This is a genomic window from Cellulomonas sp. P1_G12_2, assembly GCF_056405535.1.
The window spans coordinates 82395-107040 of sequence record NZ_JBFUBX010000007.1; the positions used below are offsets into that span (position 1 = coordinate 82395).

At 70.9% G+C, this 24646-nt stretch carries 20 protein-coding genes and 2 tRNA genes; 18 read left to right on the forward strand and 4 right to left on the reverse strand.

Annotation, left to right across the window (positions count from 1 at the left end; all coding sequences use genetic code 11):
* Positions 1 to 86 precede the first annotated feature (86 nt).
* The 3 genes from AC1DXT_RS18075 to AC1DXT_RS18085 form a co-directional block, all read right to left on the reverse strand.
* A complete protein-coding gene (locus tag AC1DXT_RS18075) occupies positions 87 to 1376 on the reverse strand; it encodes a nucleotide disphospho-sugar-binding domain-containing protein (RefSeq protein ID WP_477062684.1) in 1290 nt (429 codons plus the stop codon).
* A gap of 77 nt (positions 1377 to 1453) precedes the next feature.
* Complete coding sequence (locus AC1DXT_RS18080) at positions 1454 to 2416, reverse strand: DUF389 domain-containing protein (RefSeq protein WP_477062685.1); 963 nt, start codon at positions 2414 to 2416, stop codon at positions 1454 to 1456.
* 72 nt (positions 2417 to 2488) lie between these two features.
* Positions 2489 to 2562, reverse strand: a tRNA-Pro gene (locus tag AC1DXT_RS18085).
* Between the two features lie 105 nt (positions 2563 to 2667).
* On the opposite strand from AC1DXT_RS18085, the gene AC1DXT_RS18090 reads away from it, so the two are divergent.
* The 17 genes from AC1DXT_RS18090 to AC1DXT_RS18170 all read left to right on the forward strand — a co-directional run bounded on the left by AC1DXT_RS18090 (position 2668) and on the right by AC1DXT_RS18170 (position 21133).
* Positions 2668 to 2738 (forward strand) — tRNA-Gly (locus AC1DXT_RS18090).
* A 568-nt stretch (positions 2739 to 3306) separates the two neighbouring features.
* A complete protein-coding gene (locus AC1DXT_RS18095) occupies positions 3307 to 4296 on the forward strand; it encodes a LacI family DNA-binding transcriptional regulator (RefSeq protein ID WP_477062686.1) in 990 nt (329 codons plus the stop codon).
* A 90-nt stretch (positions 4297 to 4386) separates the two neighbouring features.
* The gene (locus tag AC1DXT_RS18100) at positions 4387 to 6054 is read left to right on the forward strand and encodes an ABC transporter substrate-binding protein (RefSeq protein ID WP_477062687.1); all 1668 of its coding nucleotides are present in this window, start codon (positions 4387 to 4389) and stop codon (positions 6052 to 6054) included.
* Between the two features lie 100 nt (positions 6055 to 6154).
* The gene (locus AC1DXT_RS18105) at positions 6155 to 7132 is read left to right on the forward strand and encodes an ABC transporter permease (RefSeq protein WP_477062688.1); all 978 of its coding nucleotides are present in this window, start codon (positions 6155 to 6157) and stop codon (positions 7130 to 7132) included.
* Positions 7133 to 7151: 19 nt separating this feature from the next.
* Positions 7152 to 8165, forward strand: a complete 1014-nt coding sequence (locus AC1DXT_RS18110) for an ABC transporter permease (RefSeq protein ID WP_477062689.1) — start codon at positions 7152 to 7154, stop codon at positions 8163 to 8165.
* Entirely contained in the window at positions 8162 to 9103 is a 942-nt protein-coding gene (locus tag AC1DXT_RS18115) for an ABC transporter ATP-binding protein (RefSeq protein WP_477062690.1), read from the forward strand. Before AC1DXT_RS18110 ends, AC1DXT_RS18115 begins: the two co-directional genes overlap by 4 nt.
* On the forward strand, positions 9100 to 10161 hold the full coding sequence (locus AC1DXT_RS18120) for an ATP-binding cassette domain-containing protein (protein ID WP_477062691.1): 1062 nt from the start codon (positions 9100 to 9102) through the stop codon (positions 10159 to 10161). Before AC1DXT_RS18115 ends, AC1DXT_RS18120 begins: the two co-directional genes overlap by 4 nt.
* A 54-nt stretch (positions 10162 to 10215) precedes the next feature.
* Entirely contained in the window at positions 10216 to 11631 is a 1416-nt protein-coding gene (locus AC1DXT_RS18125) for a glycoside hydrolase family 32 protein (protein ID WP_477062692.1), read from the forward strand.
* A gap of 134 nt (positions 11632 to 11765) precedes the next feature.
* Positions 11766 to 12722 carry a carbohydrate kinase family protein gene (locus AC1DXT_RS18130; RefSeq protein ID WP_477062693.1) on the forward strand — a complete coding sequence of 319 codons (957 nt, stop codon included), beginning with the start codon at positions 11766 to 11768 and terminating at the stop codon, positions 12720 to 12722.
* A gap of 464 nt (positions 12723 to 13186) precedes the next feature.
* Complete coding sequence (locus tag AC1DXT_RS18135; protein ID WP_477062694.1) at positions 13187 to 13978, forward strand: alpha/beta fold hydrolase; 792 nt, start codon at positions 13187 to 13189, stop codon at positions 13976 to 13978.
* Between the two features lie 15 nt (positions 13979 to 13993).
* On the forward strand, positions 13994 to 14785 hold the full coding sequence (locus tag AC1DXT_RS18140; RefSeq protein WP_477062695.1) for a MerR family transcriptional regulator: 792 nt from the start codon (positions 13994 to 13996) through the stop codon (positions 14783 to 14785).
* 167 nt (positions 14786 to 14952) lie between these two features.
* The gene (locus tag AC1DXT_RS18145; RefSeq protein ID WP_477062696.1) at positions 14953 to 15963 is read left to right on the forward strand and encodes a tetratricopeptide repeat protein; all 1011 of its coding nucleotides are present in this window, start codon (positions 14953 to 14955) and stop codon (positions 15961 to 15963) included.
* Between the two features lie 21 nt (positions 15964 to 15984).
* Positions 15985 to 16767, forward strand: a complete 783-nt coding sequence (locus AC1DXT_RS18150) for an SDR family NAD(P)-dependent oxidoreductase (protein ID WP_477062697.1) — start codon at positions 15985 to 15987, stop codon at positions 16765 to 16767.
* A 164-nt stretch (positions 16768 to 16931) separates the two neighbouring features.
* Positions 16932 to 19520 carry a winged helix-turn-helix domain-containing protein gene (locus AC1DXT_RS18155; protein ID WP_477062698.1) on the forward strand — a complete coding sequence of 863 codons (2589 nt, stop codon included), beginning with the start codon at positions 16932 to 16934 and terminating at the stop codon, positions 19518 to 19520.
* A 118-nt stretch (positions 19521 to 19638) separates the two neighbouring features.
* Entirely contained in the window at positions 19639 to 20328 is a 690-nt protein-coding gene (locus tag AC1DXT_RS18160) for a hypothetical protein (protein WP_477062699.1), read from the forward strand.
* Positions 20325 to 20615 (forward strand): hypothetical protein, encoded by a 291-nt coding sequence (locus AC1DXT_RS18165; RefSeq protein WP_477062700.1) that lies wholly within the window; start codon positions 20325 to 20327, stop codon positions 20613 to 20615. The genes AC1DXT_RS18160 and AC1DXT_RS18165 overlap by 4 nt, the downstream gene beginning before the upstream one ends.
* A 113-nt stretch (positions 20616 to 20728) precedes the next feature.
* Positions 20729 to 21133, forward strand: coding sequence for an ATP-binding protein (locus AC1DXT_RS18170; protein WP_477062701.1), 405 nt, complete (start codon positions 20729 to 20731; stop codon positions 21131 to 21133).
* A gap of 4 nt (positions 21134 to 21137) precedes the next feature.
* On the opposite strand, the gene AC1DXT_RS18175 is transcribed toward AC1DXT_RS18170, so the two are convergent.
* On the reverse strand, positions 21138 to 22655 hold the full coding sequence (locus AC1DXT_RS18175) for a helix-turn-helix domain-containing protein (RefSeq protein WP_477062702.1): 1518 nt from the start codon (positions 22653 to 22655) through the stop codon (positions 21138 to 21140).
* Positions 22656 to 22761: 106 nt separating this feature from the next.
* Here AC1DXT_RS18175 and AC1DXT_RS18180 point away from each other — a divergent pair, with 106 nt between their 5' ends.
* Positions 22762 to 24636, forward strand: coding sequence for a phosphoenolpyruvate carboxykinase (GTP) (locus AC1DXT_RS18180; protein ID WP_477062703.1), 1875 nt, complete (start codon positions 22762 to 22764; stop codon positions 24634 to 24636).
* The last annotated feature ends 10 nt before the right edge of the window (positions 24637 to 24646 follow it).

Genomic DNA, 24646 nt, shown 5'->3' on the forward strand with positions numbered 1-24646 from the left:
GCACGCTGGCGACCCTCGACCTTACGCCACGGCGGGCGGCGCTCCCAAGCCGAGAGGCTGTGGGACCGCCCACGCCCGTCGCCCCGTCATCGAGCGAGACCCGCGACCTCCGTGATGACGGACACCGCACGCCCGACGCCGTCGTGCTCCGCGTACTCGGCGGCGAGCTCGCCGGCCCGCCGCGCGAACGACGGGTTGTCCAGCAACCGGCGCACACCGTCGCGGACGGCCTCGGACGTCGTCGCGTCCGTGACCCTGTCGGTCGGGAGCGCGAGGCCGACGCCGGACCACACCACCCGCGCACCCACCTCGGCCTTGTCCTCGGAGCGACCCGCGACGAGCACGGGCACCCCGGACGCGAGCGCCTGCTGGACGCCCCCGAACCCGCCGTTGGTGATCATCACGTCCACCATCGGCAGGAGTCGGTCGAACGGCACGAACGGGGTGGCCCGCACGTTCGCCGGGTAGCCCGCGGGCTCGGTGGTCGCGATCACCAGGACGTCCTCGTCGGCGAGGGCGTCGATGGCCGGCCAGAGCAGCCGCTCCGGGTCGGTGGCGACCGTCCCCTGCGTGACGAGGACGACCGGACGACCGGTGGCGCGCGCCTCGCGCACGTCGTCCCACCACTCGGGCGGTTCGAAGCGGTCGACACCCGCCGGCAGGAACGGTCCGACCAGCTCGACGTTCTCCGGCAGGTCACTGCGGGGGTACTCGAACGACGGCACCGAGGGGTGCAGCACCTGGGTGGCGGACGTCTGCACCCAGTCGAGGAAGAACCCGTCGGGCACCGGCAGGCCGGCGTCGGCGACCACGCGTTCCGCCGCCTTCTGCGAGTCCCGGAACAGCACCTTCTCGATGAACCAGCCGAGCGCCGCGTAGCGCAGGCCGTCGAACCCGGTCCGCGGCGGCTGCAGGCCCAGACCGAACGGGGCCGTGTCCTTGCTCGAGATCGCCAGCGGCGAGACGGAGAACAGGACGGAGGGCAGGTCGTACCGGCGCGCGGCGATCGCGCCCGCGACGAACCCGTTGTCCATGACGAGGACGTCGGGCCGCTCGGCGGCGACGATGCCGTCCAGGTCGGCCAGGAAACCCGGCACGGTGCCGACGAAGTGGTGCCGCACGTCCCACTGCAGCCGCTTGATGCCCGGCGCCGGTGCACCCTGCGCGACCGACCAGGCGTCGAACTCCGCGTCGTCGAGGTCGCGGCCCTGCACGATCGGTGCATGCTTCGCACCGGTCGCCAGGACCGCCTCGGCGAACTTGGTGCCCGTGTAGACGACGACCTCGTGCCCTTCGCCGACGAGCGCGCGGGCGAGCGGCAGCGCAGGGCGCACATGGCCGGTGACGGGGGTGAGGGTGAACAGGATCCTGCTCATGGGGGGATCTCCCAGGGGTGTCGGGGAAACAGTCCCTGAACAAGACCCTGGGCGATTCGCCCTGATACATCCCGGGCTCAGTCGCGGCGCAAGATCCTCGCGCGCAGGCGCTCGCGCCGGTCGGCGAAGCGGTTCCACACGGTCTTCTGGAAGACGAGCGTCAGCCACCCCGCGAGGGCCATGCCCACGATGTTGATGCCGAGCTGGAGCGCGCTGCCGCGGACCTCGACCAGCTGCCCGAACGCCAGGCCGAGCGCGACGTTGCCCGCGGCAGGCACGGTGGTCACCGAGATGAAGGCACCCGCGAGCCCACCGACCCGCGCCGACGTGAGCGACAGCACCCCCGCGGCCCCGGCGATGACCGCCACGATGAACGACCACTTGTCGGGCGTGTAGATGAACTCCGTGCCCGGCCGGGGAGCCGTGACCTGCTCGAGCGTCACCCAGCCGAGCTGCTTGGCCGCGAGCGCCGCCACGCACGTGAGGAGGATGGCGAGGAGGAACCCGACCACCAGGGTCCAGAGCGCCATCCGGAGCAGGTGGAACCGGCGGCGGACCAGCGCGATGCCGAGGGCGGCGATCGGCACGAACTCCGGCCCGAGCACCATCGCGCCGATGACCAGGATCTGCGAGTCGAGCACGATGGCGATGGCGGCGATGAGCGTCGCCAGGCTCATGAAGCTCAGGTACGTCCAGTTGAGCTCCGACTCCGCGTAGGCACGCCGCGTGACGTCGATCCACACCACGGCGTCCGCGCTGCTGCCGGGGGCGAGCCGTTCGGCGTCGTAGCCCGGCTGCGATACCCACGTGTCCACCGGCTCGATCGTGAGCGTGCCCTCGCGCTGCACGCCGAGCTCCAGGAGCTCGTCGCAGAGGTCGTTGGCCGCCTCCCTCGCGACGTCCGCGAGCACGACGTCGCCCTCAGGTCGCCGTGATGCACCGTCGAGGACCGCCAGGCTGCTCACCGCGGGCGCGCGCTCGAGCACGGCGACGACGCCGCTCGTGAGGTCCGCCGGGACCGAGATCCGCAGGTGCAGCACGGGGTCAGTGTCTCGTCGTCGGACGGGCAGACGTGGGAGCCGCTCCGGCCGGCTCGCTCTCGTGTGACTCTGTCGGGGTGGCGGGATTCGAACCCACGACCTTCCGCTCCCAAAGCGGACGCGCTACCAACCTGCGCCACACCCCGTGCGCACCCGACCGCGGCCCGGGCGGGCGAGGTGGGTGCACGAGACGCCCCTGCGCACCCGGTACCCTGGGTGCCGCGGTCGTGGCTCCCAGAGCCAGGACCTGTGCGGACGTAGCTCAATGGTAGAGCCCCAGTCTTCCAAACTGGCTACGCGGGTTCGATTCCCGTCGTCCGCTCCGCCCGCTGGCTCTGAGTCACGTCGCGTAGGACGCGACTCTCTCCTTCTTGATGCCCCTTTCAGCTCAGCTGAGACCAGACGTATGCGAACCACGCGATCGATACAGCTCCCGCGGTCACGTAGCGGGCGCGGTGCCCCGTCGAAGGCACGACTGCGAATGGCGCCCCGAGGGCGAGCGCCGATGCGGCAAGAGCAGCGCGGATGTGACGGGGTTCGCCGGGTGCGGAAGGCGCAGCGTGTGCGGTGCTCCGTCTGGACAACCACCTGGGGCCGACCGTCGGGGTTGCTCGAGCTCGGACAGAGCAGTCCGCCACGCGTGCGCGCCTGGTCCTCCGAGATGGAGGTCACGGGGCGCCAGCTGCCCGCGCTCGCTCGTACGCGCTGCTGCACGAGAGCCCTCGACGGAGCCGTTGACATTCCGGAACTAACGCGCGTAAGGTCGCCGCAAGCGAACACCCTAACGCGCGTTAGTCCTCAACCCGCTGCGCCCACGGATGCCGCTGACCAAGAGTCAATGTCGACAGGATTGGTGTGCCGTGGCTGGCGATGGATCAAAGGCAGTCCGTATGGGGGACATCGCCCAGCGGGTCGGGGTGTCCAGGACGGCGGTGTCGTTCGTCCTGAACAACCGCGACGACGGGAGCGTCTCGCCCGCGACTCGAGAGCGGATCCTGCGGGCCGCCGAAGAGCTCGGGTACCGGCCGCACGCCGCCGCCCGGGCGCTGGCCGCTCAGCGGTCCGGCCTGCTGGGGCTGGTGACGGAGATCGTGACCAGTCCGTTCGGGATGGAGACGGTGAAGGGAGCGCAGGACCGGTCGTGGAAGGAAGGGAAGTTCCTTCTCATCGCGGCGACCGACGGCAATCCCGGACTCGAGCACGCGGCGATCGAGAAGCTGCTGGAGCAGCGTGTCGAAGGGCTGATCTACGCCTCAGGCTTCCATCGCGAGGTCACGCTGCCGCCGATCGCCTTCGACGTGCCGACGGTTCTTGTCCACTGCTTCGACGCAGACGGTCGCCTGCCGTCGATCGTGCCCGACGAGGAGGGCGGAGGGCACAGCGCGACTCGTCACCTGATCGAGGCTGGTCACCGACGCATCGGATTCATCAACCTCGAGCCCGACACCACGGCAGCGCGGGGCCGGCTCGCCGGCTACCGCCGGGCCCTGGTCGACGCCGGTGTCGTGCCCGAGGACGACCTCGTGATGTCGGTCGACTCGTCGGCCGATGGCGGCTACGTGGCCGCCTGTGCCCTGCTGGACCTCCCTGACCGCCCCACGGCGATCTTCTGCGGCACCGACCGCATCGCCATGGGGGCGTACGACGCCATCAAGGAGCACGGGTTGTCCATCCCCTCCGACGTCGCCGTCGTCGGGTTCGACAACCAGGAGCTGATCGCCGCCTACCTGCGGCCGAAGCTCACCACAGTTGCGCTGCCCTTCCACGAGATGGGCACACGCGGCGTCGAGATGCTCGGCGCCGCTCTGGCAGCAGGGCAGCCGATCGCCCCCGAACAGGTGACGATCGGCTGCCCGCTGGTCAAACGCTCGTCGGTCTGAGGTCCAGTCAGCCGATCGAGTCCATTCCCACACCCTTCGCTCGCAGCCCAGAAGCAGCAGAGAAGCAGCACAGAGATGGAGAGCAGCATGATGACACGACCGACAACGTCCCGACGGGTGCGCGCACTCGGCGCGCTCGCCCTTGCGGGCGCCCTCGCCCTGACGGGGTGCGCCGGAGGCGGTACATCCGGGGCACTCGACGGCACCCAGCTCCTGCAGATCCCCCGGGAAGACACGGCGACGTTCAGCCGCAACTTCAACCCGTTCTCGCCCAATGCCGCACCGATGACGCAGCAGGCGATCTACGAGTCCATGCTGGTCTTCAACCCCAACGACGGCACGACGACGCCGTGGCTCGCGACCGAGTGGACTCCCGCACCCGACGGGACGGGGATCACGTTCACCCTGCGCGATGGCGTCCAGTGGTCGGACGGGGAGCCCTTCACGGCTTCGGACGTCGCCTTCACGTTCGAGCTGCAGAAGGAGGTCGCCGGCGGCTTCGAGTACCTCGACACGGTCACGGCCGAGGACGACGACACGGTGACCTTCACGTTCACCACCCCCTTCGCCCCGGCCCTGTACGAGCTCGGCCGGCAGGTGATCGTGCCGGAGCACGTCTGGGAGAGCATCGACGACGCCGCTCTGGAGACGAACGAGACGCCGGTCGGCACCGGGCCGTACACGGAGGTCATCAGCTTCGAGAGCCAGGCCTTCAGCCTCGGGAAGAACCCGAACTACTGGCAGCCCGACAAGCAGAAGATCGAGGGGATCCAGATGCTGGCCTTCGCGGGCAACGACCCCGCGAACCTGGCGACCACCAACGGGGAGACGGACTGGGCCGACCAGTTCATCCCCGACATCGAGAACGCGTTCGTCGCCGACGACCCCGACAACCGGCACTTCTGGTTCCCCGCGACCGACAGCACGATCAACTGGCAGCTGAACACGACCAAGCCGCCCTTCGATGACGTGCAGGTCCGCAAGGCCCTGAGCATGGCGATCGACCGGGAGTCCATCACTGAGGTCGCGATGCAGGGCTACACCCACCCGTCTGACTGCACAGGGCTGTCCGACGGGTACGACGCCTGGCGCAACGAGTCCGTGGCGGGAAGCTGCGACTGGACCGATCGTGACGTCGACGGTGCCAACGCGATCCTCGACGAGGCCGGGTACACCCGCGGCGCCGACGGGATCCGGACGATGCCCGACGGCTCCCCCTTGGCGTTCGACATCTCCGTCGGAGCGACGTCGTCGGACTGGCTGTCGGCGGCGAACATCATCGACCAGAACCTCGACGACGTCGGCATCGACGCGACGGTGAACGCGCCGGACTGGTCCGCGGTGGTCGCCGGCTACGAGGACGGCAGCTTCGACACGGGAATCGTGTGGAGCAACATGGAGGCGACCCCGTACCAGTTCTTCCGCGGTGTGATGTCCACCGAGACGGCCAAGCCCGTCGGTGAGCAGGCAACGCAGAACTACCACCGGTTCGGCGTGCCCGAGGCAGACGCGCTCCTCACGCAGTTCGCCGGATCCACCGACGACGCGAGCCAGCAGCAGGCGATCGACGAGCTCCAGGTGCTCTTCGACGAGCTCGCACCGGTCGTCCCGCTGTTCCCCGGCCCCCGGTGGGGCGCGTACAACACGACGCGCTTCACGGGCTTCCCGACGGAGGACGACCCGTACGCGACCCTGTCGACCCGCGGCCCGACCACGGTCCTGGTGCTGACCACGCTCGAGCCGGTCGTCTCCGAGTAACCCTCGCCCGCCTTCTCCCGCAGCTGCACACCCGACGGCGCACGCGCTGTCCCGCGCAGGCGCCGTCGGGTGCGCCGCACAACACAACGGAGTGAATGCCATGCGATTCGTCGTCAGGCGCCTGGGCTTCTACCTGGTCGCGTTCTGGGTATCTGTCACCCTCAACTTCCTTCTCCCCCGCTTCATGCCCGGAGACCCGGTCTCCCGGATGCTCAGCCAGTCCCAGGGACGGATGAGCCCGGAGCAGGTCGACCAGATGCGCGTCCTGTTCGGGCTGGACGAGCGCCCGATCTGGCAGCAGTACCTCAGCTACTGGCAGAGCATCTTCACGGGCGACATGGGGGTCTCCATCTCCCGGTTCCCCACCCCGGTGACCGAGGTCATCGCCAGCCAGATCGGTTGGACGCTGCTGCTCGGCGGCACCGCGCTGATCATCGCCGTGGTGGTCGGGAACTCCCTAGGGATCCTCGCCGCCTGGCGGCGTGGGGGCGTGCTGGACTCGATCCTGCCGCCGGTCCTCGTCTTCATCGGCTCCTTCCCCTACTTCTGGCTCGCCATGGGTGCGCTGTACCTGTTCGGCGTCACGCTCGGCTGGTTCCCCCTGCGGCACGCCTACAGCGCGGGGATGACCCCGTCCTGGTCACCGGAGTTCATCGCCGACGTCGCCGCGCACCTCGTCCTGCCCGTCACGACGATCGTGCTGGTGTCCATCGGCGGCTGGATGCTCGGCATGCGGAACACCATGATCGCCACCAACTCCGAGGACTACATCGTCATGGCGGAGGCCAAGGGGCTGCGACCGTCGCGCGTCATGCTCCGGTACGGCGCCCGCAACGCGACCCTGCCCGCCACCACATCGTTCGGCATGGCCATCGGGTTCGTCGTCGGCGGCGCCCTGCTCACCGAGGTCGTCTTCGCCTACCCCGGCCTGGGGTACCAGCTCCTCGCGGCCGTCTCCGCCCTGGACTACCCGCTGATGCAGGGCATCTTCCTGACCATCACGGCCGCCGTCCTGGCCGCGAACTTCCTCGTCGACGTCGTCTACGTCCGCCTCGACCCGCGCGTGCGGGTCTCCTGAACCGGAAGGAGGAACACTCGTGTCTGCTACCGACCCTGCCGAGGTGCAGCTGCTCGTCGCCACCGATCACCGCGAGATCCTGAGCGGCCCCACCGAACCGGCGGCGCTCGACCGCCCTCCGCGACACCCGGTCCGTCAGGGCCTCGTGCACAGCCTCGTCGCCAACCGCAAGGCGCTGACCGGGATGATCATCCTCGCGCTCTTCGTCGCCGTGGCGCTGCTCGCCCCGCTCCTCGCCCCCGGCGACCCGTCGACCATCACCTCGCTCGGAGCGCAACCGCCCTCGGCGGAGCACCTGTTCGGCACCACCGCGAAGGGGCAGGATGTCCTGGCCCTGACCATGTGGGGGGCGCGCAGCTCTCTGCTCGTGGGGTTCGTCGTCGGCATCGCGGCCACGTTCATCGGACTGCTGGTGGGCCTGTCCTCGGCCTACTTCGGAGGCCGCGCCGACAACTCGCTGTCCCTGCTCACCAATGTCTTCCTCCTCATCCCGGGACTGCCGCTCCTGGTGATCCTGGCCGCGTTCCTGCCGACCGGGATGACCACGGTGATGCTCGTCCTGACGTTCACCGGCTGGGCCGGGTCGGCCCGGGTCCTGCGGTCCCAGGCGCTCTCCATCCGCGGGAAGGACTTCGTGGCCGCCGCGATCGTCACCGGCGAGCGTGCGGGCTGGATCATGTTCCGGGAGATCCTGCCCAACATGGCGTCGATCGTGATGATCACGCTGATCGGGTCGGTGATCTTCGGCATCGGCGCCCAGGCCGGCCTGGAGTTCCTCGGGCTCGGCGACGTCAGCGTGGTCAGCTGGGGCACCAACCTGTACTGGGCCAGCAACGACGGAGCCCTGATGTCCGGCACGTGGTGGGCCTTCGTGCCCTCGGGTGCGGCCATCGCCCTCGTGGCCTTCGCCCTGGCGCTCATCAACTACGGCGTCGACGAGGTCACCAACCCCCGGCTGCGATCCACCCGCCGGCGCAGGACCAGCCGCCGTGCGGCGCTCGGCTCGGCAACCCACCAGGAGGTGAACCGATGAGCACGCTCCCGTCGTCACGAGATGACGCGCCGGTCCTGGAGGTCTCGGACCTGTCCGTCGAGTATCACGGCGAGTACCGCACGGTGCGCGCCGTCGACCGGGTCAGCTTCCAGATCGGCAGAGGCGAGATCTTCGGGCTGGCCGGCGAGTCCGGCTGCGGCAAGAGCACCGCTGCCAACGCGATCATGCGGCTGCTGCGCCCGCCGGCCGTGATCACGGGTGGGTCCATCCGGTTCCGGGGACGAGACATCCTCACCCTGGACGCCGAGGAGCTGCGCGCGCTCCGGTGGCGGGAGGTCGCGATGGTGTTCCAGTCGGCCATGAACTCCCTCAACCCCGTCATGACCGTCGGTGACCAGATCGTCGACATCTTCACCACCCACGAGCGCCTGCCGAAGAGCAAGGCGCGGGCCCGGGCGGCGGAGCTGCTCGAGCTCGTGCGCATCGACCCGGCGCGCCTGCGGTCCTACCCGCACCAGCTGTCCGGGGGCATGCGCCAGCGCGTGGTCATCGCCATGGCGGTCGCCCTGCGGCCCCACCTGCTGATCATGGACGAGCCGACGACCGCGCTCGACGTCGTCGTCCAGCAGGAGATCATGGCGCAGATCGCCGAGCTGCAGAGAGAGCTCGGGTTCTCCGTCCTGTTCATCACCCACGACATGTCGCTGATGATCGAGCTGTCCCACCGGATGGCCGTCATGTACGCGGGCCGCTTCGTCGAGACGGCCGACGCGAAGACCATGTTCGCCAACCCGCTCCACCCTTACACCCGCGCGCTCATCAGCGCGTTCCCGCCGCTGACCGGACCCGTCGCCCCCCTGGTGGGCCTGGGAGAGGGAGTGCGGTTCACCGACATCCCTGACCTGCGCGAGGAACAGCCCGGCCACTGGGTCGCACCCGTGCCGGTGGGCACCGTCATCGATGGAGGACGATCATGAGCATCTCAGCGCCGGCGACTGGTACCCGTGCGGACACCGAGGCGGTGCCGGACGCCGTGATCCGCCTGCGAGGACTCAGTGTCGACTTCCCGGTCGGAGGCCTCTTCTCGCGCACGGTCGTGCGTGCGCTCCGCTCGGTCGACCTGGACCTCGAGCGCGGGGAGATCCTGGCACTGGTGGGTGAGTCGGGCAGCGGCAAGAGCACGATCGCGCGCTGCATCGCCCGGCTGGAGCGGCCGACCGCGGGACAGATCTTCGTCGACGGCGTCGACGTGCTCCGCAGCGAGCCGAGACGCGCGTCCCGGGAGTTCCGCAGGAAGGTGCAGATGATCTTCCAGGATCCCTTCGGCTCCCTGAATCCGGCCCACCGGGTCCAGCAGTTCCTCGAGCGGGCTGCCCGGCTGCACGGCCGGGCCAAGGGAGCCGACCAGATGCGGGAGCTCGTCGCGGAGCTGATGGCGACGGTCGACCTGCCTGTGGACATGCTGGACTCGCGCGCGTTCGAGCTCTCCGGCGGCCAGCGTCAGCGTGTCTCCATCGCCCGCGCGCTCGCCATGGACCCCGAGGTGATCCTCGCCGACGAGCCCACGTCCATGCTCGACGTGTCGGTCCGGATCGGCGTCCTCAACCTCATGCGCCGACTGCGTGACGAGCGCGGCATCTCGATGCTCTTCATCACGCACGACCTGGCCTCGGCGCGGTATGTCGCGGACAGGACGACGGTCATGTTCGCCGGAGAGCTCGTCGAGAGCGGCGCGTCCACGGCCCTCATGGCCCGGCCGGCTCACCCGTACACCCAGCTGCTGCTGTCCGCCGTGCCAGACCCGTTGCGGGCCGGCAGCTACGACCCCGACGAACGGGCGAGGCTGCGCGCCGCGGTGCTCGACTCGGAGTCCTGTCCTTTCGACGGGGACCCGAACCAGGTCTGCAGCCGAACCGAACCCGTCCGGCATGACGTCGGGCCGGCAGCGGACCGGCACTGGGTCCGCTGCCACCTGTACCGGCCCGCCGCGGACGTCGCCTCGCGTGCCCTGGCCGTGGACACGGTCGAGGGGTAGTCACCGACGCCGCCGCCCGCCGATCCGCTCGCCGCCGAACCTCTAGGACTTCTCGTGAACCCGATCCCCACCGTGCCCACGGCCGACGTCGCCCCGCCCGCGCCGGCCGCCACCCCGCACCTGCGGCCGTCCGCCCACTTCACCGCCCAAGAGACCTGGCTCAACGACCCCAACGGGCTGCTCCACCACGCCGGCGTCTACCACCTGTTCTTCCAGAACAACCCCGAGGGCAACGTCTGGGGCCCGATGTCCTGGGGGCACGCCACCTCCACCGACCTGGTCACGTGGTCGGAGCATGACGTGGCCATCGCGCACACACCCGAGGAGAACGTGTTCTCGGGCAGCGCCGTCGCCGACGTGCGCAACACCGCCGGCTTCGCCGGACCCGGCCAGACAGCGCTCGTCGCCATCTACACCAGCGCGTACACCAGCGCGTCACGCCGTCCGGGAGTCCAGGCCCAGTCCCTGGCGTACAGCCTGGACGACGGGGTCACGTGGACCCGATACGCAGGCAACCCCGTGCTGGACACCGGGTCCTCGGACTTCCGCGACCCGAAGGTGTTCTGGCATGGCGGCGACGACGGACGCTGGATCATGGTCGCGGTCGAAGCCCAGGACCGCCAGGTCGTCATCTACAGCTCGCCGAACCTCCTCGACTGGACCCTGGAGTCGCGCTTCGGGCCCGCCCATGCCGTGGGGGGCATGTGGGAGTGCCCTGACCTGTTCCCCCTCGAGGTCCGCGGCACCGGCGAGACCAGGTGGGTCCTGGTGGTCAGCCTGAACCCTGGCGCCGTCGCCGGCGGGTCCGGGACCCAGTACTTCGTCGGGAACTTCGACGGCTCGACCTTCGTCCCGGACCGACTGTCGGACTCCCCTCGCCTTGCCGACTACGACTGGCTGGACTACGGGCGCGACTACTACGCGGCCGTCTCGTTCAACGACGCTCCGGAAGGCCGGCGGCTGATGATCGGCTGGGCGAGCAACTGGGACTACGCCAACGACACCCCCACCCACCCGTGGCGGTCCGCGATGTCTCTCGTCCGCGAGCTCGAGCTGGTCCGGTGCTCGGACGGAGCCCTGCGCGTCACACAGGAGCCACAGCTCCCCACGGACGCGACCCGTCTCCAGGTCTTCGACGTCCAGGTGCCGTCGGGGCCGGGAGACCGCACCGACGTCGTTCTCGGATCCGACGATCCCCACGGCGGCAGGGTCACCATCACCGTCGACGGGGACGCACGCACCATCACGTGCGACCGGAGCCGCAGCGGCGCCGTCGACTTCCATCCCGCTTTCTCGTCGGCCGACACCGCCCCGCTGCTCAGCGACGAAACCCCCACCCACCTCAAGATCGTCGTCGACGCCAGCATCCTCGAGGTCTACGTCGACGAGGGACTCGTCACGCTCACCCAGCAAGTCTTCCCCCACGTGCCACTGACCACCGTGATGCTGGAACCGTCGTCACCCAGCTGAAGCATCGGTCGGGCCGGGATGGCGACGTCCACGTCAGGCGTCCGGCCCACCCGAGGATCGCCGGACGTCTCTCTCCTCGACGGCCCCGGAGATCGTGATGCAGCGACACCTCTCGACGCAGACCCAGGAGCAGCATGCCGTCGCCTTCCCCCACCCGTCGCTACCTCGTCATCGGCGAGGCCGTGGCTGACGTCGTCCACCCGCTGTCCGGCCCTGCCTCCACCCACCCCGGGGGAAGCCCCGCGAACGTCGCCTTCGGCCTGGCCCAGCTCGGGGCCGAGGTGTCCTTGATGACCCAGCTCGGCGACGACGACCACGGCCGCCTCATCCGTGCTCACCTCGCCGGAGCCGGTGTACAAGTCCTCGCCGTGCCGGACCCAGCGGCGAGCGGTACCGCTACGCCGTTCGCAGTGGCGTACCTGGACCACACCGGCGCAGCGACGTACACGTTCGACATCAGCTGGACATTGCCGCAGGTAGACCCGCCCTGGACGCCGCTGCACGTCCACACAGGATCCATCGCTGCCCTGATGGCTCCTGGCGCCAGCTCCGTCCGAGCACTGGTCGAAGGCATGCGTGGCCGGTCGAGCATCAGCTTCGATCCCAACATCCGTCCCGCCCTCGTGCCCGACCACGACGAAGCAGCCGCCCGCGTCGAACAGATGGTGGAGCTGAGTGACGTGGTCAAGGCCAGCGACGAGGACATCGCCTACCTCTACCCCGGATCCGATCCGGTGCAGATCGCCCAGGACTGGGTGCATCGTGGACCGGCGGTGGTCGTGGTGACCCTCGGCAGAGAAGGGTCCTGGTGCGCCACCCGGGACGGCGTGGTGCACATCGAGCCGACCGTCGTCACGGTGGTGGACACCGTCGGCGCAGGTGACGCCTTCATGTCCGCCCTGATCGACGGGCTCGGTCGGGAGCAGCTGCTGGGAGCCGCGGGCCGCCCAGGACTGTCCGCCAACCGCAACCACGCCGTCCAGCTCGCAGCGCGCCGAGCATCCCGAGCGGCCGCGATCACAGTCTCCCGCCCGGGCGCCGCGCCACCCCGCCTCCACGAGCTCGACGAGGCCGAGTCCGGCGCCCCGTAGACCGGACGCACGCAGACCCGACAAAGCGCCGGACAGGATGGGCTCTGTTCCCGAGCCAGCCGAGAGCCTTCGGTGCAAGTGCTGATCGTTCATAGGTCTGGCCCACGCTGGTTTCCAGCGCGCATCCAGTCCTGACGAGCTGACCGGCGAAGCGCTGTCTTCCACACTGGCTACTCGGGTTCGATTCCCGTCGTCCGCTCTCACATCGTGCCGGGTCACATGACCCCTGTCGGCGCCTCAGGATGCGCCGGGTGATCAGGGCTGCACTCGGGCCCGACCGACCCCGACCCGTGGTCGACCAGAAGCACCCGCGTGTCCGCCACCCCGTCGACACGCTCGGCATCGCCCTCGCCCCCGGCGTCCCCACGTGACACCGCACAGAAGGCGCCCTCTGGAGGCTTGACCCTGACGCGGCGTCAACCCTGCACGCTGGATCACACGGTGCAGGACGGAACGGAGACGCCATGATCAGCACGACCTCGACCCCGAGCTGGACCGGCATGGTGCCGGTCGACGACACCGCTCTGGCCGTCACCGACTCAGGTGGCTCCGGGACGCCGGTGATCTACCTCAACGGCCAGTTCGCGACCCAGGGCTACTGGCGGCGGGTCGTCGCCGAGCTCGGGCCGGACTGGCGGCACATCACGTACGACGAGCGTGCCCGTGGTCGCAGGTCCGGACGTTCGGCGGACTACTCGTTCGCGGCCGCCGTCCGCGATGTCGATGCCGTGCTCGACGCTCGAGGTGTCGACCGAGCGCTGGTGGTCGGGTGGTCGTACGGCGCCTTCGTCGCAGCACACTGGGCGAGCCGCAACCCGCACCGGACGATCGGCGCTGTGCTGGTCGACGGAGCACAGCCGAACGACTGGCTCACGGAGGAGATGGAGCACGGGATCCGAACGGTCTTCCGTCGCCTGCAGTGGCTGATGGTGCCACTTCGCGTCACGGGCCTCACGCCGCGAATGACCGCCCTGGAGATGGCCGAGTGCAACATCGACGTCGGCAGGCTCGCGCGTGAACGCGAGCTCGGTCCGGTGATGGACAGGATCACCGTGCCGACCCGGTATGTCCTCGCATCCGGAACGTCGTTCGGCAGCAAGGGCGATGGGCAGGAGAAGATCCGCGCCAGCGTCCCCGCAGTGGCCGAACGCAACCCGAACATCACGATCCACGCCAAGGTCGCGAGCACTCACGGCGCGATCCTCCGCAAGGACTTCCGCGCGATCGCCGAGGCGGTCCGCGGCGTCGCCGGTTGAGGCAGTCTGGAGCCCATGCTCACGATCGGCCAGCTGGCGTCCTACGCCGGGGTGACGGTGCGAACGGTCCGGCACTATCACCAGATCGGCCTGCTCGCCGAGCCCGAACGCGACCACTCCGGCTACCGCAGCTACGACGCAGCCGCCGTCGTGCGGCTGATCCGGATCCGCGTGCTGGCCGATGCGGGCGTGCCCCTCGCTCGAGTGCAGGAGCTCCTCGTCGCCGGCCCGGACGAGTTCGCCCGAGCAGTCGAGGAGCTCGACAAGGCCCTGCGCGCCGACATCCGTCGCCTCCAGAGCAACCGCAAGCGGATCGCGAAGCTCGCCGCCGGCGATCACCTGGCTCTTCCCCAGATCGTCCTGGACTACCTGGACCGGCTGCGCGGGCTCGGCGTCGGCGAGGCCTACATCGAGCTCGAACGGGACGCGTGGATCATGCTCGCCCCGCAGATTCCGCTCGACCTCGAGGCCGTGATCGCCGACAAGAACCGGCAGCTGGACGAGGACCCGGCCATGACCCGGCTCTATCGCCTCCTCGGCTCCGTGTCGGAGTGGTCCGCCGACGATCCGCGAGTCGTCGAGCTCGCCGACATCGTCGAGGACCTCCGTATCCGGGCCGTTCAGAGCGGTGCGGTGGAGATCGGCGACGCCGATGCGTCGGACCCTTTCGCCTCCCTGCTGGACGCGACCATGGCCGAGTCCACGCCGGTCGCCCGACGGCTGCTGGCGATCCTCGAGCAACGCGGCTGGCGTGGCTGGACGCAGCTCGAACGAGTCCCCGAAGGGCGGATCCCCCGCGATCGCTGAGACCCCACCGCCTCACTAGAACCCCTCGAGCGATCACGAATCAGATAGACCGCGCAACAGGCTCGGCCCCATGGCGTTGTTCGACTCCCGACGTCCGCTCGCAGGGTGGATCCGGATCCGGACCCGATCTGATGACGCCCGGGTCGTGCGGCTCGTACGCTCCGATCGTGGATGCCGCCACCGCCGCCGCACTGCTCGAGATCGCCGAGGACGCGCGCGCACGCTCCCGGAAGCAGGATCCGGCCGCGAACCAGCCGGTAGAGGAGCGCTACCCGGAGATGCTCGAGGCCCTCGACTGGCACCTGGCCGGGGGRCAGCCGGAGGCGGCGTACCGCCTGGCGTCGGCGCTCGTGCCGTTCTGGATCTCGACGTCGCGGATCGACGACGGTGACAGATGGTTCGAGCGGGCCCTGGGGACGGGCGCCGGCGACGAGTCAGCGCGTGCGAGGGCGCTCTACGACCACGGCTACCTCGTCTTCTGGGCGGGTCGGTACCAGCTGGCGGACCAGCGGTTCACCACCTCCCTTGCCTCGGCGGAGGCGGTCGGTGACCGCTCGCTCCAGGCCCTCGTCCTCGCCGGGTCGGCCCGCGTGGCGCTGAACACCGACGCGGACGACGCCGTACGCCTGCTGCGTCAGGCGCTGGCGGTCACCGACGGACTTCCCGACAGCGACCCAGGGCGGTCCAGCAGCCTGCACGTGCTGGGCGTGGCGTTGCAGATGTCCGGCGACCTGGAGGCGGCGCGAGAGGTGATGTCGGCGCGGCTCTCGATGGGTCGGTCCTCGGGTGACGAGTTCGTCGTCTGGTCGGAGTCGGCGAACCTCAGCATGGTCGAGCGCCGGCTCGGCAACCTGGAACGCGCTGAGGAGCTCGCCCTCGAGGCACTGCGGATCAGCGCTGCACGCGGCGCGGAGATGTCGATCGCCTGGACCCTCAACGGCCTCGCCGCGGTGACCGCGGCCGCGGGCGACCACGAGCGCGCGGCGACCCTGCTCGGGGCGGCCACGGCGATGCTCGGGCGTGCCGGGGGCGAGTGGCCTCCCGACGAGCGCGAGCAGCACGACGAGTCGATGGCCGCGGTGCGGGCGGCCGTCCCCCCGGAGGTGCTCGACGCAGCGCTCGCTCGCGGGGCGGGGATGTCGGTCACCGACGGCCTCGCGTACGCGCTCCGCGGCTGACCGGACCTCTAGGTTGGTGCGGTGGGTACCGCGCTGATCACCGGGGCGGCCGCCGGGCTGGGGCTCGAGTTCGCCTGGCAGCTCGCCACCGCGCGCCACGACCTGGTCCTCGTCGACCGGGATCTCGACCGGCTCGAGCGGCTGGCCGGTCAGCTGCACGCCGCGGCGGGCGTCCACGTCGAGGTCCTCTTCGCGGACCTGTCGGTCCGTGGCGACGTCGAGCGCGTCGCCGAGCGGCTCCGGTCGACAGAGCGCCCGGTCGGGCTGCTGGTCAACAACGCCGGCGGCGCCGCCGGGCAGCGGTTCGTGGACGGCGACCTCGGGCGCGAGGAGGCGGTGTTCGACGTCATGGTCCGCTGCGTGCTGGTGCTGTCGCACGCCGCTGCCGGGCAGATGACCGCGCGCGGGCGCGGCGCCATCCTCAACGTCGCGTCGGTCGCCGCGCTCATTACCCTCGGCTCGTACTCCGCGCACAAGGCGTGGGTCCGGACGTTCACCGAGGGGCTGGCGGTCGAGCTGCGGGGCACCGGGGTCACCGCGACCGTCGTGTGCCCCGGGTTCGTCCACACGGACTTCCACGACCGCGCCGGCATCGACATGACGTGGCTGCCGGAGATCGCCTGGCTGCGCGCTGACCATGTCGTCGCCACCGCCCTTGCCGACACGCGGCGCGGCGCCGTCATCTCCACGCCGAGCCTGCGGTACCGACTGGGGTCCGGCGTCGCGCGGGTGATGCCCCGATCGGTCGTGCGCGCGATCGGGTCGCGGCGCTCGCGCTCAGGCGTGAGGCGTCCTGGCCACTAGCGTGGGCCGCGGCACGCACGCGGTCGTGCTCCTGGAACGGGGATGGCGTGGCGGGTCCGCTGATTGCTACGAAGCTGCACGTCCCGACGCTGCGACGGGGTCTGGTCGCCCGCCCACGGCTCCTCGAGAGTGTCCGCCCCGGGGTCGACGCGAGGCTGACCCTGGTGTGCGCTCCCGCGGGGTTCGGCAAGTCCACGCTCGTGTCGGAGTGGGTGGCGGGCGCGCCCGACGACGGGCGCACCGTGGCGTGGCTCTCGCTGGACTCGTCGGACAGCGACCCCGCGACGTTCTGGAGGTACGTGCTCACCGCGCTCGAAGGCGCGACGGGCGGCGTGGGATCCCGCGCGCTCGACCTGATCACCTCCTCACCCGCGGCGGTCGACCTCGTCCTCACCACGCTCCTCAACGAGCTGGCCGCAGCACCGGGCCAGGTCTGGCTGGTCCTCGACGACTACCACCTGGTGGACGACCCGGAGATCGCCCGGGGCATGGCCTTCCTGCTCACGCACCTCCCGCCCCAGGTCCATGTCGTGCTCTGCACCCGGGTCGATCCGGACCTGCCGCTGGCGCGATGGCGGGTGGACGGTGACCTGGTCGAGATCCGTGCCGCCGACCTGCGGTTCACGCTCGACCAGGCGACCGCGTACCTCGGCGAAGTCAGCGGGCTACGCCTCTCGGCCGACGACGTGGTGGCCCTGGAGCGACGTACGGAGGGCTGGATCGCGGCGCTGCAGCTGGCCGCGCTCTCCCTGCGAGGGCGCGACGACGTCCGCGGCTTCATCGACCAGTTCGCCGGCACCGACCGGTACCTGGTCGACTACCTCGCGGAGGAGGTGCTGGCGCACCAGCCGGCGGCCGTGCGCGACTTCCTGCTGCGCACCGCCGTCCTCGACCGCCTGACGGGCGCCCTCTGCGACGCCGTCGTCGGCGGCGACGGTGGCAGCCGCATGCTCATGACCCTGGAGCGCGAGAACCTCTTCCTCGTCCACCTGGACGAGCGACGCGAGTGGTTCCGGTACCACCACCTGTTCGCCGACGTCCTGCGGGCGCGGTTGCTGGCCGAGCAGCCCGACCTGGTCCCGGTGCTGCACCGGCGGGCCAGCCTCTGGTACGAGGCGCACGGATCGGCCGACGAGGCGGTGCGGCACGCGCTCGCGGCGGGGGACGTCGACCGCGCAGTCCACCTCATGGAGCTGGCCGTCCCGGACATCCGACGCCACCGGCGCGAGGCGCTGCTGCTCGGCTGGCTCAAGGTGCTCCCCGAGGACGCCGTCCGACGCAGCCCTCTGCTCAGCGTCTTCTTCGCCTACATGCTCCTGGTGTCCGGCGACCTCGACGCGGTCGGTGCGCGGCTCGACGACGCCGACCGCGCGCTCGCGACCGCGCCCGACGGGTCGACGCCGACGCCGGCGAAGGCCGAGGAGCTCCGGTCGCTGCCGGCGACGATCGCCGTGCACCGCGCCTCGCTCGCACAGGCCCGCGGTGACGTCGCGGGGACCGCAGAGCATGCCCGGCGAGCGCTCGAGCTGGCGGGCCCCGACGACCACCTCGCACGCGGGGGCGCGTCCGGCTTCCTCGGCCTGGCGGCGTGGGCCCGCGGCGACGTGTCCTCCGCGCTCGACACGTTCGCGGAGGCGGTCGCCAGCCTGCATGCGGCGGGAAACCTCGTGGACGAGCTGAGCAGCACCCCCGTGCTGGCGGACATGTGGCTCGTGGCGGGCCGGCCGAGCACGGCACGCGACCTCTACCTGCGTGCGCTCGAGGTGAGCGCGGCGCACGACGGGCCCGTCCTGCGCGCGACCCCCGCGCTCCACGTAGGGCTCAGCGAGCTGGACCTGGAGGCCGGGGACGTCGCGGGAGCCACGCGACACCTCGAGGAGGCCGCGGCACTCGGTGAGGGCGCGGTCATGGCCGAGAGCCGATTCCGATGGTTCGCGTCGATGGGCCGCGTCGCCGCGGTCGAGGGTGACCCGCAGCGGGCCATCGCCCTCCTGCACCAGGCCGAGCTGCTCTATCGACCGGGGTTCTTCCCCGACGTGCGGCCGATCGCCGCAATGAAGGCTCGCGTCTGGATCGCCCACGGCAGCCTCGTGCAGGCCGCCGACTGGGCACGACAGCGGGGTGTGTCCGCCACGGACGAGGTCGCGTACCTGAGCGAGTTCGACCACCTGACCTTGGTGCGGCTGCTCATCGCCCAGCACCGAGCACACCACGATCCCGACGCCCTGGCCCGTGCGCTCCTCCTCCTGGCGCGGCTCCAGAAGGCGGCCGAGAGCACCGGGCGCGCCGGAAGCCTCCTCGAGATCCACCTGCTCACTGCGCTGGCGCAAGACGCACAGGGTGACCGCAAGGACGCCCTGCGCACGCTCGGCCAGGCCTGGAGCCAGGCACCGGAACCGGGCGCCTCCGTGCGCCTCTTCCTGGACGAGGGAGCTCCGATGCGAGAGCTGCTGCGAGCCGTCGACCGCCACGACGACGCTGGTGAGCACGCACGACGCCTGCTCGGCATCGCGGCCTCGGGCGGTGACCGCACCGGCATCGCGGTCCAGAACCCGTCGGCGGAGCCGCTCAGCGCGCGTGAGCTCGAGGTGCTGAGGCTGCTGGACAGCGAGCTGACCGGCCCCCAGATCGCCCGCGACCTTTTCGTCACCCTCAACACGCTGCGCAGCCACACCAAGCGGATCTTCACCAAGCTCGGTGTCACCAGTCGCCGGGCGGCGGTCCTGCGCGCGCACGAACGTGGACTGCTGTAGCCGGACCGGGCGTCACATCGCCGTTCACCACAGGTGGTGATGCCGGACCACCAGCCCGGTTCCTAGGTTCGGGTCATGCCGCGGCGCCCCGCCACGGACCCGAACCAGGGAGCCGGACATGTCCATCACCACCTCCACGCTCACCCGGGCAGCCGGCCTCGCCGCGGTCGCCGCGGGCCTGCTGTTCATCACCGTCCAGATCAACCACCCGCAGCTGGACGCCGACTTCGTCACGACGACCGAGTGGCAGGTCCGCCAGACCATGAAGGTGCTCATGGCCGTCCTCGCGCTCGTCGGCATCACCGGTATGTACCTGCGGCAGGTCAGGCAGATCGGCGTCCTCGGCCTGGTCGGCTACCTCGTCGCGGCCGGCGGCTACCTGCTCATCATGTGCTCCGAGGTCATCGGCCTGGTCGTCCTGCCGTCCCTCGCCCACAGCACGCCCGGCTACGTCACCGACATCCTCGCCATCGCCACGGGAGGAAGCGCGACCGGCGACGTCGGGTCGTTCACCGCCCTCAACCTCCTCGCCGCGTTCGGCTACGTCGTCGGCGGACTGCTCTTCGGCATCGCGCTCTTCCGTACCGGCATCCTCGCCCGCTGGGCCTCCGTCCTCCTGGCCGTGAGCACGGTCGCCACCCTCGCGATCCCGCTGCTCCCGCAGGTCAACCAGCGGCTGTTCGCCATCCCCGACGGCATCGCGCTCGTCGCCCTCGGCTACTCCCTGTGGCGCGACCAGCGCACGGCGACCGACCTGCCCGCGGTCGCGCCGACGAGCGCGCAGCTCGACCCGGCCGGCGCCAAGTGACGATCCACCCCCAGCCAGCCCGCCCGGTCGGCACGGTCGACCGGGCGGGTGCGGCCGCCGTCTACACGTTGCGGGTCAGGGGACACCTGGATCCGCACTGGGCGCCCTCGCTCGGGGGCCTGACCCTGACCCACGACGACGACGGGGCGACGAGCCTCACCGGAGTCGTCGCCGATCAGGCCGAGCTCCACGGGCTCCTTGCCCGGGTCCGCGACCTCGGCGTCACCCTCATCTCCGTCGGGATCGTCGATCCCCTGCCGGAGCCGGACGTCGCCCCGACGAGCTGACCGCAGGTCCTCCCCCTGCGGTCCGGCCACGGGTGGGAGATGATGGCCGGGCGTGGGGAAGYACGACGCGAACATCGCCTCGAGCTCGTCGATGACACGCGAACGGGAGCATCATGGCTCTCCACTTCGTCGCAGGGCAGACGTCCATCGCGGCAGCACGGGCCTGGGTCGACACCGAGGCGCTGCTCGGCGGCCTGGTTGCCATCGACGCGCCCCTCCTCCAGCTGTTGAGCAGTGAGCTGATCACCAACGCGGTCCTGCACGGGCCTCCGTCCGGCGACGTCACGATCCGCGTGCACGACGTCGACGGTCAGATCCGGGTCGAGGTCGACGACCAGAGCTCCAGCCCGCCCCGGCTCCGCGCCGCGGACCCCGCCGCGGTGGGTGGTCACGGCATGCAGCTCGTCGATGCCTACGCGACACGGTGGGGCTGCGACCTGCGGGGTGCGGACGGGAAGACGGTGTGGTTCGACGTGCCGCGCGACGACGCGGTGCAGATCCTGCGCGGTCGCGCCTGAGCGATCAGGCCTGGTCGTCGGTCGATCGCTGCGGGACGTGCCGGTCCAGGAACGCGTACACCTCGCGGGCGTCCACTCCCGGGAACGCCCCGGTGGGCAGCGCGGTGAACACCTGCTGGTGGATCCGGGCGCTGGGCCACGACGCGTCCTGCCAGCGCGCGACCGCGGATGCCGGTGGTCGACGGCAGCAGGCCTCGTCCGGGCAGGTCGACTGGTGTCGCTCCTGGGTGTCCCGGCCGCGGAACCACGTCGCGGACGCGAAGGGCACGCCGACCGTGAGCGCCATCTGCCCGGTCGTGCCGGACCCCGTCTGCGTCGAGCACCAGAACGTCCCGGCCGGGGTGTCGGTGTACTGGTACGACTCGGAGGTGCGGTCGCGCCGGGTCAGCGCGCGCCGCACACCCCAGCTCCGGCACACCAGCTGTCCCTCTATCGCGCCGGTCACGTCGGTGGGCAGCGGCAACCCGTCGTTGGCGTACGCCCGGTAGATGGCACCGTCACCGCCGATCCGCAGGAAGTGCACGGGGATGCCGAGGTGGTGGGTGACCAGGCTGGTGAACCGTTGCGCGGCCGCCTCGTGCGTGACGCCGAACGCGTCGCGCAGGTCCTCGATCGCCAGGTCCTTCTCCTTCTTGTGCTGCTGGAGGTGCTCCACGGCGGCCGTCTCGGGCATGAGGCAGCAGGACGCGAAGTAGGTGGTCTCCATGCGCTGGCGCAGGAAGTCGTCGTACGACGTGGGCCGCTCGTGCCCGAGCACCCGGTGCGCGATGGCCTGCAGAGCGAGGGAGCGCAGTCCGTGGCCTCCGGGGGTCGACGCCGGCGGCAGGTAGACGCGGCCGTGCTCGAGGTCGGTGACGGTCCGGGTGGAGCTCGGCAGGTCGTCGACGTGGATGATCGCCAGCCCGAGCTGCTCCGCCATCCGCGACACCGCGCGGTGCGTCAGCGCGCCCGCGGTGTACCCGGCCTTACGGGCCATGGACTCGGCGAGCCGCTCGATGTCCGGCAGGTAGTTGTCGCGCTGCTGGCGCTCGAGGCGGATCTGGGTGTTCGCGCGGCGCGCCTCCTCGGGGGTCGCGACCGCCTCCAGGTCGCGGCGGGCGAGCTCGGCGTGCAGGCCGACGAGGTGCTCGAGCACCGGCAGCGGCAACGACCGCCCGGGCCGCACGGGCGGCAGCGAGAGCCGCTCGAACCCCGGGGAGCGCTGCGCGCGGTCGAGCGCGATCTCGAGGGCGGCCCGGCGCGACGGAGGCTCGGCGTCGAGGAGGTCGGCGACCGTCACCCCCAGCGCGTCCGCCAGCGTGCGCAGCAGAGCGAGGCGCGGTTCGCGGTGGCCGTTCTCGAACAGCGACAGCAGGCTCGGCGTCACGCCGACCTGGCGCCCGAGGGCGTCGAGCGTCAGACCTCTCGCCGTGCGCAGGTGCCGCAGTCGCCGTCCGAGGGTGAGGGCGTCCGGTGCTACCTGCGAGCCGGCGACGTCGGAATCGTTGACTGGTGCGGCCACAACGTGACTATATGTCAACATCGGCCAAACTTGACAGGCTGCGATGACCGCAGATCGATGCACCTTGACGTGACGATGGGTGTACACGAGCGCTGTCGCTCGCAGCACCCAAGGAGATCGCGCAGACATGACGTCGTTGGCTGAGTCGCCCGCCACCCTCACCACCACCACGCTCGCCGACGTGATGTCGGCCGCCCTGCTGGGGGACGTCCGGACGTGGGTCGACGCTGCGACCCGGCTGCTGGAGCCGGACGCCGTGGTGTGGTGCGACGGGTCCGACGTCGAACGGCAGGAGCTCGTGGCCCAGATGGTGCGCACGGGCACTCTCCTCCCCCTCGACCCGACGCTGCGACCCGGCAGCTACCTAGCACGGTCCGACCCCGACGATGTCGCCCGCGTCGAGTCACGCACCTTCATCTGCTCGGTCGACGAGGCCGACGCCGGCCCGACCAACAACTGGCGCGAGCCCGACGCGATGCGCGCCGAGCTCGATCCCGTGTTTGCGGGAGCCATGCGCGGCCGGACCCTGTACGTCGTGCCGTTCTCCATGGGCCCGGTCGGCGGACCGCTGTCCCAGGCGGGCGTGCAGCTGACGGACTCGCCCTACGTCGTGGTCAGCATGCACGTGATGACGCGCGTCGGCGGTCAGGTGCTCGACCTGATCGAGGCCGGTGCGCCGTTCGTCCCCGCGGTGCACTCGGTCGGTGCACCCCTGCTGCCCGGCGACACCGACGTCCCGTGGCCGTGCAGCTCGACGAAGTACATCGCCCACTTCCCCGAGACGCGCGAGATCTGGTCGTTCGGGTCCGGCTACGGCGGCAACGCCCTGCTGGGCAAGAAGTGCTTCGCGCTGCGGATCGCGTCCGTCATGGGACGCGACGAGGGCTGGCTCGCCGAGCACATGCTCCTGATCCGGCTCACCTCGCCCCAGGGCAGGACGTACCACGTCGCCGCGGCGTTCCCCTCGGCGTGCGGGAAGACCAACCTGGCCATGCTCGTCCCCACGCTGCCGGGCTGGCAGGTCGAGACCATCGGCGACGACATCGCGTGGCTGCGCCCCGGACCGGACGGGTCCCTGCGTGCGATCAACCCCGAGGCGGGCTTCTTCGGCGTCGCCCCGGGGACGGGCGAGGCGACCAACCCGTCGGCGATCGAGACGATCAGCCACGACACGATCTTCACCAACGTCGCCCTCACCGACGAGGGCGACGTCTGGTGGGAGGGCCTGACCCCGGAGCCGCCCGCCCACCTGGTCGACTGGCAGGGCCGGGACTGGACCCCCGCGTCCGACGAGCCGGCGGCCCACCCGAACTCCCGGTTCACCGTCGCCGCGGCACAGTGCCCGACCATCGCGCCCGACTGGTCCGCCCCCGAAGGGGTGGCGCTCGACGCCATCGTGTTCGGTGGCCGGCGCGCCACGAACGTGCCGCTGGTCGCCCAGGCGGAGAGCTGGGAGCACGGCGTGTTCATGGGCGCGACGATCTCGTCGGAACGCACCGCCGCCGCCGAGGGCACGGTGGGCGAGCTGCGCCGGGACCCGTTCGCCATGATGCCGTTCTGCGGGTACGACATGGCCGACCACTGGGCGCACTGGCTGAGCGTCGGGGCCCGGTTGGACCGCGAGCACCGGCCGCTGGTGTTCCAGGTGAACTGGTTCCGCAAGGACGACCAGGGCCGGTTCCTGTGGCCGGGCTTCGGCGAGAACTCCCGCGTGCTCGCGTGGATGGTGGACCAGGTCGACCGCGCGCGCGGCCGGCGCACGGACGTGGGCGCGGTGGCCAGCCCCGTGGGCCTGCTGCCCGCCCCGGGTGCGCTGGACACCCGCGGCCTCGACCTCGACGACCGGGCGCTCGCGCAGCTGTTCGAGGTGGACCCCGCCTCGTGGGCTCGCGAGGCCGACCTCACCGAGGAATTCTTCGCGACGTTCGGTGGCCGCGTGCCGGCCGCGCTGCGCGATCGGCTCGCCCACCTGCGGGCGGCGGTGACACCCACCCAGGCGTGATGCCAGGACT

Bases quoted from the DNA above. Each gene is read 5' to 3' on its own strand.
- AC1DXT_RS18075 (WP_477062684.1), bottom strand. From the start codon at position 1,376: ATGAGCAGGATCCTGTTCACCCTCACCCCCGTCACCGGCCATGTGCGC.
- AC1DXT_RS18095 (WP_477062686.1), top strand. From the start codon at position 3,307: ATGGGGGACATCGCCCAGCGGGTCGGGGTGTCCAGGACGGCGGTGTCG.
- AC1DXT_RS18100 (WP_477062687.1), top strand. From the start codon at position 4,387: ATGACACGACCGACAACGTCCCGACGGGTGCGCGCACTCGGCGCGCTC.
- AC1DXT_RS18105 (WP_477062688.1), top strand. From the start codon at position 6,155: ATGCGATTCGTCGTCAGGCGCCTGGGCTTCTACCTGGTCGCGTTCTGG.
- AC1DXT_RS18115 (WP_477062690.1), top strand. From the start codon at position 8,162: ATGAGCACGCTCCCGTCGTCACGAGATGACGCGCCGGTCCTGGAGGTC.
- AC1DXT_RS18120 (WP_477062691.1), top strand. From the start codon at position 9,100: ATGAGCATCTCAGCGCCGGCGACTGGTACCCGTGCGGACACCGAGGCG.
- AC1DXT_RS18130 (WP_477062693.1), top strand. From the start codon at position 11,766: ATGCCGTCGCCTTCCCCCACCCGTCGCTACCTCGTCATCGGCGAGGCC.
- AC1DXT_RS18135 (WP_477062694.1), top strand. From the start codon at position 13,187: ATGATCAGCACGACCTCGACCCCGAGCTGGACCGGCATGGTGCCGGTC.
- AC1DXT_RS18140 (WP_477062695.1), top strand. From the start codon at position 13,994: ATGCTCACGATCGGCCAGCTGGCGTCCTACGCCGGGGTGACGGTGCGA.
- AC1DXT_RS18160 (WP_477062699.1), top strand. From the start codon at position 19,639: ATGTCCATCACCACCTCCACGCTCACCCGGGCAGCCGGCCTCGCCGCG.
- AC1DXT_RS18170 (WP_477062701.1), top strand. From the start codon at position 20,729: ATGGCTCTCCACTTCGTCGCAGGGCAGACGTCCATCGCGGCAGCACGG.
- AC1DXT_RS18175 (WP_477062702.1), bottom strand. From the start codon at position 22,655: ATGTTGACATATAGTCACGTTGTGGCCGCACCAGTCAACGATTCCGAC.
- AC1DXT_RS18180 (WP_477062703.1), top strand. From the start codon at position 22,762: ATGACGTCGTTGGCTGAGTCGCCCGCCACCCTCACCACCACCACGCTC.